Source organism: Nakamurella sp. UYEF19 (assembly GCF_040546275.1).
Taxonomy (GTDB): domain Bacteria; phylum Actinomycetota; class Actinomycetes; order Mycobacteriales; family Nakamurellaceae; genus Nakamurella.
In genome coordinates this window covers 1-11,498 of the sequence record NZ_JBEPNO010000051.1, presented here as the reverse complement: position 1 = coordinate 11,498, position 11,498 = coordinate 1, and the positions used below count along the sequence as shown (strand labels likewise).

The 11,498-nt window shown below is 64.4% G+C and carries 17 protein-coding genes and 1 pseudogene; 9 read left to right on the top strand and 9 right to left on the bottom strand.

The features are described 5' to 3' along the window. Nucleotides 1-121 precede the first annotated feature (121 nt). Nucleotides 122-394, top strand: a pseudogene (locus tag ABIB25_RS29285) (DUF7674 family protein); the annotation flags it as partial. A gap of 270 nt (nucleotides 395-664) precedes the next feature. Here the strand turns inward: ABIB25_RS29285 and ABIB25_RS28925 are convergent. Next, nucleotides 665-1,288 (bottom strand): TetR/AcrR family transcriptional regulator, encoded by a 624-nt coding sequence (locus ABIB25_RS28925; protein WP_354531970.1) that lies wholly within the window; start codon nucleotides 1,286-1,288, stop codon nucleotides 665-667. A 132-nt stretch (nucleotides 1,289-1,420) separates the two neighbouring features. Between ABIB25_RS28925 and ABIB25_RS28920 the strand changes: the two genes are divergently transcribed. From ABIB25_RS28920 to ABIB25_RS28905, 4 genes are all read left to right on the top strand, one after another. Next, nucleotides 1,421-2,158 (top strand): SDR family NAD(P)-dependent oxidoreductase, encoded by a 738-nt coding sequence (locus ABIB25_RS28920; protein WP_354531969.1) that lies wholly within the window; start codon nucleotides 1,421-1,423, stop codon nucleotides 2,156-2,158. Between the two features lie 59 nt (nucleotides 2,159-2,217). Next, nucleotides 2,218-2,562, top strand: a complete 345-nt coding sequence (locus tag ABIB25_RS28915; RefSeq protein ID WP_354531968.1) for a VOC family protein — start codon at nucleotides 2,218-2,220, stop codon at nucleotides 2,560-2,562. A 202-nt stretch (nucleotides 2,563-2,764) separates the two neighbouring features. Next, nucleotides 2,765-2,998 (top strand): type II toxin-antitoxin system CcdA family antitoxin, encoded by a 234-nt coding sequence (locus ABIB25_RS28910; RefSeq protein ID WP_354530441.1) that lies wholly within the window; start codon nucleotides 2,765-2,767, stop codon nucleotides 2,996-2,998. Continuing rightward, nucleotides 2,991-3,377, top strand: a complete 387-nt coding sequence (locus tag ABIB25_RS28905; RefSeq protein WP_354531967.1) for a type II toxin-antitoxin system VapC family toxin — start codon at nucleotides 2,991-2,993, stop codon at nucleotides 3,375-3,377. The genes ABIB25_RS28910 and ABIB25_RS28905 overlap by 8 nt, the downstream gene beginning before the upstream one ends. A 136-nt stretch (nucleotides 3,378-3,513) precedes the next feature. Here ABIB25_RS28905 and ABIB25_RS28900 read toward each other — a convergent pair whose 3' ends face one another. Continuing rightward, complete coding sequence (locus ABIB25_RS28900; RefSeq protein WP_354531966.1) at nucleotides 3,514-3,801, bottom strand: type II toxin-antitoxin system RelE family toxin; 288 nt, start codon at nucleotides 3,799-3,801, stop codon at nucleotides 3,514-3,516. Then, on the bottom strand, nucleotides 3,798-4,085 hold the full coding sequence (locus tag ABIB25_RS28895) for a type II toxin-antitoxin system Phd/YefM family antitoxin (RefSeq protein WP_354531965.1): 288 nt from the start codon (nucleotides 4,083-4,085) through the stop codon (nucleotides 3,798-3,800). The genes ABIB25_RS28900 and ABIB25_RS28895 overlap by 4 nt, the downstream gene beginning before the upstream one ends. Before the next feature lie 213 nt (nucleotides 4,086-4,298). Between ABIB25_RS28895 and ABIB25_RS28890 the strand changes: the two genes are divergently transcribed. Both ABIB25_RS28890 and ABIB25_RS28885 read left to right on the top strand, forming a co-directional pair. Continuing rightward, nucleotides 4,299-4,493 (top strand): type II toxin-antitoxin system VapB family antitoxin, encoded by a 195-nt coding sequence (locus ABIB25_RS28890; protein WP_354531964.1) that lies wholly within the window; start codon nucleotides 4,299-4,301, stop codon nucleotides 4,491-4,493. After that, a complete protein-coding gene (locus tag ABIB25_RS28885) occupies nucleotides 4,490-4,867 on the top strand; it encodes a type II toxin-antitoxin system VapC family toxin (protein ID WP_354531963.1) in 378 nt (125 codons plus the stop codon). Before ABIB25_RS28890 ends, ABIB25_RS28885 begins: the two co-directional genes overlap by 4 nt. A 28-nt stretch (nucleotides 4,868-4,895) precedes the next feature. Here ABIB25_RS28885 and ABIB25_RS28880 read toward each other — a convergent pair whose 3' ends face one another. After that, on the bottom strand, nucleotides 4,896-5,228 hold the full coding sequence (locus ABIB25_RS28880; protein ID WP_354531962.1) for a hypothetical protein: 333 nt from the start codon (nucleotides 5,226-5,228) through the stop codon (nucleotides 4,896-4,898). A gap of 65 nt (nucleotides 5,229-5,293) precedes the next feature. Here ABIB25_RS28880 and ABIB25_RS28875 point away from each other — a divergent pair, with 65 nt between their 5' ends. Together ABIB25_RS28875 and ABIB25_RS28870 are read left to right on the top strand one after the other, a co-directional pair. Further along, nucleotides 5,294-6,115, top strand: coding sequence for a helix-turn-helix domain-containing protein (locus ABIB25_RS28875; RefSeq protein ID WP_354531961.1), 822 nt, complete (start codon nucleotides 5,294-5,296; stop codon nucleotides 6,113-6,115). A gap of 40 nt (nucleotides 6,116-6,155) precedes the next feature. Further along, nucleotides 6,156-6,476, top strand: coding sequence for a transposase (locus ABIB25_RS28870; RefSeq protein ID WP_354531960.1), 321 nt, complete (start codon nucleotides 6,156-6,158; stop codon nucleotides 6,474-6,476). Between the two features lie 532 nt (nucleotides 6,477-7,008). On the opposite strand, the gene ABIB25_RS28865 is transcribed toward ABIB25_RS28870, so the two are convergent. The 5 genes from ABIB25_RS28865 to ABIB25_RS28845 form a co-directional block, all read right to left on the bottom strand. Further along, nucleotides 7,009-7,392: a hypothetical protein gene (locus ABIB25_RS28865; protein ID WP_354531959.1), complete on the bottom strand. Its 384-nt coding sequence runs from the start codon at nucleotides 7,390-7,392 to the stop codon at nucleotides 7,009-7,011. 391 nt (nucleotides 7,393-7,783) lie between these two features. Next, a complete protein-coding gene (locus ABIB25_RS28860) occupies nucleotides 7,784-8,488 on the bottom strand; it encodes an AbiV family abortive infection protein (protein ID WP_354531958.1) in 705 nt (234 codons plus the stop codon). 319 nt (nucleotides 8,489-8,807) lie between these two features. Continuing rightward, entirely contained in the window at nucleotides 8,808-9,245 is a 438-nt protein-coding gene (locus tag ABIB25_RS28855) for an META domain-containing protein (protein WP_354531957.1), read from the bottom strand. A gap of 217 nt (nucleotides 9,246-9,462) precedes the next feature. Then, nucleotides 9,463-10,491, bottom strand: coding sequence for an Atu2307/SP_0267 family LLM class monooxygenase (locus ABIB25_RS28850; protein WP_354531956.1), 1,029 nt, complete (start codon nucleotides 10,489-10,491; stop codon nucleotides 9,463-9,465). A gap of 295 nt (nucleotides 10,492-10,786) precedes the next feature. Then, nucleotides 10,787-11,224, bottom strand: a complete 438-nt coding sequence (locus ABIB25_RS28845) for a hypothetical protein (RefSeq protein ID WP_354531955.1) — start codon at nucleotides 11,222-11,224, stop codon at nucleotides 10,787-10,789. Nucleotides 11,225-11,498 lie beyond the last annotated feature (274 nt).

The window sequence follows — 11,498 nt, the reverse complement described above, 5'->3', positions numbered from 1 at the left end:
TTTCGTGGCGCGCCGACACTCCGTGGAACTTCAGAAACAAATGTCGATCACGAGGTAGGTCGGAGCCGATCCGAGGCCTCAGACCTGACCAGTTACCAATCATCTAGCCGATCAAGAGGGCGAGGTGTTGCTACATCTGTTGGTCGCCGACTTGCGACGAATGCTGCTGGATCGGTTTCAAGCCGACGACATGACCGCTGTCATCGCCGGACTGTCAGTTTTGGACCTTGCGCTCAGAGACGGCGATCGGCAGGTCCAGAACGCCGTTGCCGTGTCCTTTGTCGAAGACTCGCAGTGGTGGGATCCGCGAATGGCCTCGTTCATTGACATCTGGCCTTCAGGCTTGAGTGCAGAGGTCACACGACAGCGAGCAATCCTAGGACCGTCGGCATAGGTCCAGTCTCAGCTACCCGCACGGGGCGAGATCACTGACAGATGGGCGAGCACCAGCTGACCATTGCTCACCGGGCCGCCCGGTTACCGTTGCGGTGCGGGACGCCTGGAGGCATGTTCGTAAGGTGGCGAGGGGCGTAGATCCGGGGTCTGCGTGCGGTGCGCACCCCGCGGTCTGTTCCGGCAAACGCAATTGGTCGACCTTGACCTGGGGCGCTACGGGTTGCAGGCGGTGGTCGAGCTATCTGATTCCAGGGCGATGAGGCGCCGCTCAGCCAGCTGTGAGCTCACCTGAGTGGACTTCCGTTGGTGTTGGAGGCTGAGCTTTGACGGAGTCCATGACCAGGTTGGCGGTGCTTTTGGCGATGTTGGCCGCGTCCGGGTTTTTGTCCATCTGAGCGTTGGCTACTGCGCCGTCGTAAAGAATCACGAGCGTGTTGGCCAGCTCGGCTGGGTGAGGCGTTCGGGTGTCTGTTGCCAGTTGCAGGAACAGCTCGTGGATCCATCCGCGGAAGATCTTTGCGACTTGGACCTCCACGCTGCCCGGAACGGCCTCGGCGGTGGCGTTCATGAACGCGCAGCCGCGGTAGTCGGGTTCGGAGAACAGGGTGGCGAGCACATCGAAGACGGCCAAGATCCGCTCACGTGGGTCGTTGGTGTCGGAGATACCGGCGGAAACCCGTTCGACCCAGAGGCTGTGCCGACGCGTCAGGTAGGCCTGGACGAGTTCGTCCTTGCCCTTGAAGGAGTAGTAGAGCGACCCACGAGCGACACCGGCCCGCTCCAGGACCCGCTCGATGCCGACGGCGTGGATGCCCTCGGCGTAGAAGAGTTCATCGGCGGCCCGCAGGAGGCGTTCCTTCGCGGTGCGGCGGCGCTGAACAGGGGCTGCCATATCGCTCCTTAACTAGACCATGACTTCTAAACAGTGGTGGTCGGCATCTCGTTGTGTGTTTGAACCGTCCGGTCTAAGTTCGAGTCTAGTTGAACCAAGTGGTTCAAACAAGTAATCGAAGGAGCATCGCCAATGTCAACATCCACCACCGTTCAGCCGCTCGCCGGACGCACCGCACTGGTCACCGGAGCAACGTCCGGCATCGGCAAGGCCGTCGCGCTCCAATTGGCTGCTCACGGTGCGACCGTGCTGATCCACGGGCGTAACGCCAACCGCGGTGTGGCCGTGGTCGAACAGATCGAATTGGCCGGAGGCCACGCCCGATTCGTCGCGGCGGATCTCAGCGATCCGGAGGCCATCGCCGCGCTGGCCGCCGACCTCGGCCCGATCGACATCCTGGTCAACAACGCGGGGTCGGCCTGGTTCGGTGCGAGCAACTCACTGGACGTGCCCACCTATGACCGGCTTTTCGACGGCAACGTGCGCTCCGCCTACCTGCTGACCGCAGCCCTCGCGCCGACCATGGCCCACGGGTCGAGCATCATCAACCTGGGCAGCATGGCCGGAACGATCGGATTGGCCGGCGGCGCGGCCTACAGCGCGACGAAGGCAGCTCTGACGGCCATGACCCGGTCCTGGGCCGCGGAGTACGGCGCCGCCGGCATTCGCGTCAACGCCGTCGCTCCTGGCCCCGTCTTCACCGAAGGCGCCGATCAGGCCAACACCGTCGCCCTGGGCCAGACCACCCTGCTGGGTCGGGCCGCACAGCCGAGCGAAATCGCCAACGTCGTCGCATTTCTGTCCTCCGCCGATGCCGGCTACATCACCGGAGCGACCATCCCCGTCGACGGGGGACGCACCGCCGTCTGACCCACCCCAACAACCACCCCATCGACAATCTAAATCCTCCCAACGAAAGAAGAAATTTAATGACCAGCACACTTTTCGGTGCCGCATTCGATGCCAGGGACGCCGCAGCATCGGCTACATTCTGGGCGCACGTGCTGAACCGTCAGGTCCAGGACGGGGCAACCGCCGAGCATGCCGTGGTGGCCCCCGCCGAGGTTGCCCTGTCGGGACCACGGCTGGCGTTTCATCAGGTACCCGAGGCGAAAACGGTCAAGAACCGTTTCCATCTCGACCTGATCACTACAGACTTCCCAGCCGAAACCCGACGGCTGATCAGCCTCGGAGCATCAGCGCTCCAGCACCACGATGGTTGGACGACCTTTGCCGACCCCGAAGGCAACGAATTCGACCTGATCGCAGGATAACGATGCCCACCTCGAGCAAATGCGGACAGCAGCATCAACCGCAAACCCCACCGGCCTGCCGGGCCTCCAACTGCGTCTCGGCCAAACCCCTCATTCCGGTTCGACTCTCAACGGCTACGACCACCTGACCGCAGGCACGGTGACCGTCCCGCATACGGATCGGCTTCCGGAACGCTATGGCAGCGTGTGTATATTGTGTGTTGTGACTCGACTGAACGTCTACCTCCCGGACGAGCTCGCGGCAGAAGCCAAGAAGGCGGGTCTGAACCTTTCGGCGGTGACCCAAGAAGCCGTGAGGCGAACTCTCGCCGAGCGCACGACCGATGCCTGGCTTGCCACGGTGGCCACTACTTCCTCGACTGGACGAGTACCCCACGACCGCGCCCTCGATGCGCTTGACGCCGCGCGGGACGAGGCTCCGACGCGCCATGGCTGAGGTAGTCGTCGACGCATCCGCAATGGTCGATCTACTGCTTGACAACGAGTTGGGGAGCGCCGTTCGCCTGCGACTCGCGGGATACGCGCTGCACGCGCCGGCCCACCTCGACGCTGAGGTTCTCTCTGCACTAGGACGACTGCATCGGGCTGGCGACCTCGAGGCCGAAGACGTCGAATCCAAGCTGCGTGACCTCGTGGCAGCCCCGATCCAACGGCACGGTGTCGGTGAACTTGTCATTGGCGCCTGGTCGCGACGGCATCAGCTGCGGCTGGTCGATGCCTTGTACGTCCAACTGGCCATCGTGCGCGATCTTCGGCTGGTCACCACCGACCGCCGTCTTCGGGCCATGCCCTCTGCAGACGTCGTCACCACCTGATTCCTCGATCACCAGCGCCTGGCCTTGAACCCGTGCGGGCGATCCGTTCATGGATCGCTGACCGGTCGCCTGGCCCGCACTGGGACGGCCGCAGCACTCGGGTCGGTCCTGGGCCGGCGGGCGGCGTCGACATCTGTCAGTGGTTGCCGCGGTATGCGTCGCGACGATGTGCAACGTCGACGACGGTCACGGTTCGCTGGGTGTCATCGATCCGGTAGATGACGCGATAGGTCCCGCGCCGGGCGCTGTGACGGTCGTTCAAAGGTGGTCGGAGGCGTTTGCCGACGCGTTGCGGGTTGTCCAGAAGCGGCCCCACGATGAACTCGTACGCCGCGAACGCCGCCGACTCGGGCAGGCGATCGGCAAGCTGACGCCGAGCAGTGGGGGTGATGACGAGCGAATAGCGACCCGCAGCGTGTGTCACACGGAGCGCCTGCGCCGCTCCGCCATCGCCTGGGCGAGATCAGCCTCGGACTCGCCTTCGCCGCGTGCCAGCTCGGCATCAGAGGATGCCAGCCGCTGAATCGTGCCCGGATCGGAAAGGATTGCAATCGTCTCTTCGAGGGACTCGAGGTCGTCGGTGGCGATCAGGACTGCTGACGGCTCACCGTGCACGGTGACGGTGATCCGCTCGTGCTGTGTGTGCACGCGCGCGACCAGTTCTGACAGGTGGGCTTTTACGCTTGCAAGTGACATCACAGTCGTCATAGTCACAAGTATGACCACAAAAGGTGTCGATGTCGAGCCGCGCCGTTTCGTTGGTCCGCCAGTTCCGATTACCGATCGGCGACCGGAACGACTGGAAGTATCGCTGGCGGCGCCTGACGTTATACCGCGGCCTTCCCGGCCGCTATCGACGCCCGGGTTACTGCGCACGTGTACCGTCATCACTTGATGGTGTACACCGTGCCAGGAGGCCAAATGAGAACTACCCTCGCCTTGGACGACGACCTTGTCCGGGAAGCTCAGCGTCTGACCGGGACCAACGAGAAGGGCGCGCTGGTTCGGCAGGCGCTGGGTGCATTGATCGAGCGTGAGAGCGCTCGACGGCTGGCGCGGCTTGCAGGAAGTGAGCCGGAGGCGGCGCCCGTACCGCGCCGTCAGACGACTGCGTGATCCTTGTCGACACGTCGGTCTGGATCGACCATCTCCGCCGCGGTGACGCAGAGCTCGCCTCGCTACTCCAGGATGGCCGGGTTCTGGCCCACCCCTGGGTGACAGGTGAAATTGCGCTCGGCCATCTGTCGCAGCGCACCGAGATCCTCGGCCTGCTCAATAATCTCCCGCAAGCGACGTCCGCCACAGAGTTCGAGGTGCTGACTTTGATCGACACCCATCAGCTATTCGGTATGGGCATTGGATATATCGATGCGCACCTGCTGGCAGCAACGATGCTCACTGCCGACGCCCGGCTGTGGACGCGGGACAAGCGACTCGCGGCGGTCGCTACGCGACACGGGCTCGCCCTCGACAACGGGCAGGCCCCTTAGTGGTCAGGTTCGTAAGTTCGTCGGTGGTTCAGGTCCAGGCGGTGGGGTCGCCGAGGTAGAGGCCGCAGGCGCAGTCCAGGGCATCTTCGGGTAGGCCAGCCATTTGTCCGTTCGGTAGGAATGAGGGTTCGTAGCCGTCTTTGCTGGCCAGGTAGACCGCGAATCCCCAGGAGGCTGCGTAGCCTCCGTATTTCAGGCGCATCAGCGGTAGCGTTTCGTCGTCGGGTAGACGTCCGGTGACGTAGGCGAAGCCGCCACGGAATTTGACGTCCACCCCCGTCAGTTGCGGCCAGCGTTCCCGGGCGCGGCCGGACAGACGCTGCTGCAGAGACGTTTTCGTCGACTCGGGTGGGGCGGCCATGAAAGGTGATCCTGCCTCATCGGCGTGTCGTTGACCACCCTGAACCTGTGACTGATGAGGCTGGAGTGACAGATGAGACTTCCGAGTTGGAGGATTCGATGTCCCCGGTCAGCGCCGATCAGATCACCTTGACTCCCGCCCAGAGGGTTGAGTTGCTGCAACTGGCGGGAGCCGGGAGAACCCCGCAACGTGTGGCGCAGCGAGTGGTGATGGTGTTGCTCGCCGCGCAGGGGTGGTCCAACACCGCGATCGCCGGGAGCCTGGGGGTGTGCTGCGACACGGTCGCCAAGTGGCGGCGCCGGTGGCGGGCCGCGCCGGGCCTACCGGCGTTGGGCGATGCGAAACGGTCTGGCCGGCCGCCCAGGTTCACCCCGGTGCAGGTTGCGCAGGTCAAGGCGTTGGCCTGCCGGCCGGCGGCAGAAAGTGCTCTGCCGTTGTCGCGGTGGTCGGCCCCGGAACTGGCCCGGCAGGTCATCACCGACGGCATTTGCAGCCGGATCTCTGCCTCGACGGTCCGGCGTTGGCTGGATCAGGAGGCCCTCAAACCGTGGCAGTACCAGTCGTGGATCTTCGTCACCGACCCGAACTTCGCCACCAAAGCCCAACGGGTCCTTGAACTTTACGGCCGTCAATGGGACGGCGAGCCGTTGGCCGGCGACGAGTTCGTGATCTCCGCGGATGAGAAAACGTCCATCCAGGCCCGGTGCCGCTGTCACCCCAGCCTGGCCCCTGGCAGCGCCCGGATGATGCGGGTGAACCACGACTACCACCGCCGCGGCGCGGTGGCCTACCTCGCCGCCTACGACGTCCACCGGGCGAAAGTCTTCGGCCGGTGTGCGAGGACACCACCGGCATCGTGCCGTTCGAATCGCTCGTGGCGCAGGTGATGACCCAGGAGCCCACCGCTCGGCGAAGCGAGTGTTCTGGGTGGTCGACAACGGGTCCTCACATCGCGGAAGCAAGGCCGTCGACCGGCTGGCCGCGCAGTTCCCGAATGCGGTGATGGTGCACACCCCGGTGCACGCCTCGTGGCTCAATCAGGTGGAGATCTTCTTCTCCATAGTTCAACGGAAAGTATTGACGCCCAAAGACTTCACTGACACCGAAGTCATCACCAGGCGCCTGGCCGACTTCGAAACCCGCTACAACCAGACCGCCACGGCGTTCAAGTGGAAGTTCACCACCACCGACCTGAACGACTTCCTGCAACGACTGGACCGCCACACCGACCAATTGGCCGCCGCATGACCACCGACGAACTTACGAACCTGACCACTTAGCCACGAACGCCGGCGGCCCGCCGACCGTTCGTCTATCGGGTTGTGGCAGTGCCCCGTCCCAGGCCTGTCTGCCGCCCGGTGCTGAGAGACACCTGCCGCGGGATGAACACTGCCTCGTGGGCCGGGTCAGTTCCCCCGTTCCGTTGACAACCGTTCGCCATCGGCCTTCGAAGCGGTACACCTCGAGCATCATCCATTTGCTGGGATCTCGGTTAACCCACGGGGCTGCAAGGGTGGGTGGATCCGGGTGTGGCGCAGCGAGATCACCATCAATGACCCGCCAACCATCGGGCGGTGGAGGCCCGAGTATGTTGTCCACGCTCTCCGCGCCCTCTTCACCGATCAGGTCAACCAGAGGCATTCCCGGCTTCGCCAAGTCTTCGGCGCGCACGTCGAACCGACCCAGCTGCCTCATCTCGTCCGCCCCGGCCATCAACGCAGTCTGGTAGCTCCGCCCACCCGAAGCAACGTTGAGCAGCCCTTGTAAACCGCGTCACCAGTCAGCGTTGCGATCGGGCTGGGGTGGAGAGGCGAAGCGTGCGGCCCTCGTTGTTGGTCAGCGTCACCTCTACGCCGTCCCCTTGAGCCACTAGCACGCCCTGCCCGGCCAACTCGAACGTCCCGTTGGTGATGGCTGCGGTGTAGCCATCGGGGACAAGTACGAGCGTGTGGTCAGTGGCTGGGTCCGAGGCGTCGCCGGACCAGCCTTGCACCAGACCGTGCGCGACGACGTCGGTCCCGGCGTTACAACTCTGGCTGCCAGTGCTGACTCCGGGGAGTTCCTGCACGACGACGCAGAGAACATCTGGCGCGGAGTGAACCAGGTACACCGCCAGGGATTTGCTTTTGGCCACCCGTCGGTCGGTGTGCACGTCAGTAGCCATCGCGGTGTCGCCCGGAGACCACATCGACGGCGGGACGGAGTCATTGGGGCCTTGCGTCCTGGAAAAGGCGGAGAAGGCGGAACTTGAATCAGTACCTGCGGAACCTGCGGAGCGAGTCGAACATCCAGAAACGCTGCCAGCGGCGATCAGCAGTAGCGCGGCGGCCAAACTCTTGACCGCCCGAACCCGCGTGCGCATGGTCGGATAGTAGTCGACCTCCGGCCAACCGACGAGCGATCCTTGATTGAGACAGCTGTACACGGCGATCAATGGGGCGGCGGCGCTGTGCCTCACGTTGGTGACATATTCGCGGCCGCAACTCGGCTCCGGGCTCAGGGTAGAGCTCCGGTACACCTAGTTCCGAAGAGGCCATCCGATCCGGCGCGTCGGCCTACTCGCCTCCGCTCGGCGGGTGCCTGGCGACGAAGTCCGTAAACAGCTCGGGGTCCGAGTACGGCATGACCGCCCAGTGCAGGTCTTCAGCGGAATCGATCAGAGAAGCGTCGGGCGCATCCTGTTGACGCGTGTGGTCCTCGATCAGGTGCATCTGCACCACCTTGGCCGTTCGCCGGATGACGTCCGCGATCTCGCCTCCGGTGATGGCGAGCGGGCTGGTGATGCTCTCGCCGTCCCGGTCCACGTAGAGGCCTGCCTGCTTGTCAAGGTTCCGCTGCATCGCCGTGGCCGTGAACGTCTCCAGGTCCGGACGCTCGTAGTACTCCATGCGGCGCTCCAGGCTCCAGAATCCCGCGAGGCCGGAGGCGAACTGCTCGGCCACCTGAAGCTTCTCGGCGTGGGGCCGGCGGGTCGAGCTCAGTCCCTCGGGCACGACGTTGCCAGCCGGCCGCGGTTCGAGGCCGTAAAGCCCCAGCGGTGCCGTCCACTCGTACGCGGCCGCCTCGTACAGCCAGCGCGCCTTGGCGAGCTCCTCCATGGCGAGCACGATCAGCGCCTGCGCCCGACCGGGGCTGTCATGGGAGGCGAGTAGCGCCGCGTCCTCGACCAGCGCAACCGTGTTCGCCATCAGCGACTTCCACCACCGCCTCGCGAAGTCGGCGGTGATGGTTTCCGGTTCCTTCTCGCTCGTCTTCGCCATGATCCAAGTATCGGCGGCGGCTCGTGCGCTGATACGCGCAACGACATCGTGTCGGCGGTAACCCAAGCCGCCGTCAGCGACGCAGATGGTCGATCATCACCCGGCGGCCGTCCGGAGGACTTCTGGCCAGCTGTGCAGACGACTTCGAACATCGAGATCTTTTGGGCATCAATGAGTGTTTCGGTTTTACGATCCCGTACCGGTCACCGTTCCTTATCAGGAGCGTCATGCTTGAATGTGAGATACCCGGGGTTCTGTCGGGGTGAGGTTGCCTGGTGGTGTCGTCGTACTTGTCCGTTGCACACCGCGCGACCTGTTGTCATCGCGAGCTGTACTCCAGTGCATGGCCGTCTGCGTCGGTGAGCTTGAGGTGGTCGCCGATCACTTGCCAGTGAACGGTATGTGAAGTCAGTACTGGAAAGACCTTCAGACCTGGCTGGTCGACCGTCGCGCAGACCGGGCCGGCGGAGGCTACCGGTGACTTGATCGTGATGACGTCGGGCTGGATTGTGATGGCGCCCTGGAGATACTGGCAACCGTTGGTGGCAAGCAACTGGTCGCCGGTGATCTTGAAAGTCGCCCGAGAATCGTCGAGCTGCCAGGCCGTACCGGCCAGCGGCTCGGCTTGGACGGAAGGGGTGGAGGACGAGTCGGCGGGCGGAGCTAGCTGCCCATTGTTTCCGCAGCTGGCGAGGGCAGTAACGGCAAGTAGTACACCGACCGCGACGTTGCACCGCATTCGACTTCGATCACGCATTGCTGGTCCTCCTCAGCCCGGTCGACTATGTACTGGAGTTGACGGTCCGACCGGCCCACCAGGTTGCACCGCTGGGACCGAGCATGCTGAGTTCAACCGACGCGGTTACCGGATCAAGGGCAGCATCTACGAATCATGGAACGATCGTCGACCGAACCGGTTGCCGATCCTCGCGGACCCGGACGCCGAGCGGAACGCCGGCCAATTGCTGTGGGTGTCATAGGGATGCGACCCGCGGAGCCACCTCGGTTCCGAGCAGTTCGATCCCGCGCAGCAGATCGGTGTGCGCCAGTCGCGTGTTGGTCATCTGAATGGACACTCGGTCCACCCCGCCCACCTGATCGGCCACCCGTCCGAGCTTGGCGACGACGGTGTCCGGATCACCCAAGAAGAAGGCTCCGTCGGGTCCGCTGGTGGCGTCGAACTGCGCGCGGCTCGGAGGCCGGAAGCCCCGCTCCTGCGAGACCTTGGTGAACATGTCAAACCACCCGGGGTAGATGGTGTCGGCTGCGGCCTGCACAGAGTCGCCGACGAACCCGAACACGTGCAGGCCCACCTGTAGGGATTCGGGAGCATGGCCGGCCTCGGCGCCGGCCCGGCGGTAGAGGTCGATCAGCGGTGCGAACTGGCGTGGCTCGCCGCCGATGATCGCGACCATCAACGGCAGACCCAATACACCGGCCCGGACGAAAGACTCCGGCGTCCCGCCCACCCCCACCCAGATCGGCAGTGACCGTTGGCTGGGACGCGGGTAGATGCCCTGGCCGGTCAGCGCTGGGCGGTGCTGCCCTGACCAGGTGACGTGCGTCGAGTCGCGGATCTTCAGCAACAGATCCAACTTCTCCGCGAAAAGCGAGTCGTAGTCGCGCAAATCGAGTCCGAACAACGGGAAGGCTTCGGTGAACGAACCGCGGCCGACCACCAGATCGACGCGGCCCTTCGCGATCAAGTCCAGGGTGGCGAACTGCTGGAACACCCGGACGGGGTCAGCGGCGCTCAACACCGTCACGGCGCTGCCCAACCTGATGCGCGAGGTCCGCGCCGCGGCGGCCGCAAGGATCACCGGCGGCGCCGAGTCGTAGTACTCCTCGCGGTGGTGTTCGCCGATGCCGAAGGAGTACAGACCCGATCGGTCGGCCATCTCGATCTCCTCCAGGAGATGGGCGATCCGCTCCTGGGCCTGGACCTCGTGCCCGGTGGCGGGATCGGTGACCCGCGAGACAAAACTGTCGACACCGACGAACATGCTGACCTCCTGGGCGCAAGACACGGCCGGAAGGCCCGCCGTGTTCACCACATCCGTACCACCAGCGACCCTCAGATTGCTGCGGAGCTGCCGGTAGTGACCCGACACAAGTCCATCCCGGCCCGTCGCTCGGGCGACTGGCGACACGAGGAGTGACCGGTCAGCGTTCGTCGATCGGGGCCATGGCGGGCTTGCTCAGCGTGGGTGGTGCGACGGTCCAGCGAGAGGCGACCTGTCGATCGATTGATTATGATGTAGAAGCCGCCATCGCGTGAGGACGGCCGATCTCGGCCGGCTACTTCAGCACCAGCTCACCGCTGGATTTCAGCTCCGCAGATGTCTTCCACTGCAAAACGGTTCCGCATGCACCGGCCTCGTCGGTCTCGTCCAGCGTGATCATGCTGGAGATTTTCACCACGTCACGGCCGGCTTCGCTAGCGGTGATGCTCAGTTGCACCGGTGATCTCGGATCGCTCGTTTGGGGGAGAACGATCTCGATCGGCTCGGCTGTCTGCTCAGCGAGCCCTTTGCTCGACGCGGGCGGGGTGCAGGTCCCTGCCAGGCATGAAGTGAGCTGCGCGGAGGGGTGGGCCGCGGCCCAGGTGCCGGCATCAAGGAGGAGGGAGGGTGGCTGCTGCTCGGGCCCGTTACAGATCCGCTGCTGGGTACAGGAGGTGCAGACAAGCGCGGTCGCGCCGAGGAGTAACGCCACCAGCAGTTTCCAACGATTCATGACTACATGATCTGCCGCGGGCCAAGGGCGTTGTCAAGGTCGGTACTAGCGTGTCCAGGGCGGCGCCGCAACCGCATTCGGGACCGTGGATCGGTGACCAGAGTGGGATCCCCAACCGGAACGCCTCAGATGAGCGACTAGGTTCCAATCCCGACCCAACAAGATGAAGAACGCCCGTGGCCACAACGAGTCTGTGCTGCAGATCGCGTAGACGAGTGCGTTGCTGATCGGCAGGGAGCTCGCCACCTGAGGTCACTTCGAGGCGAGTTCTGCC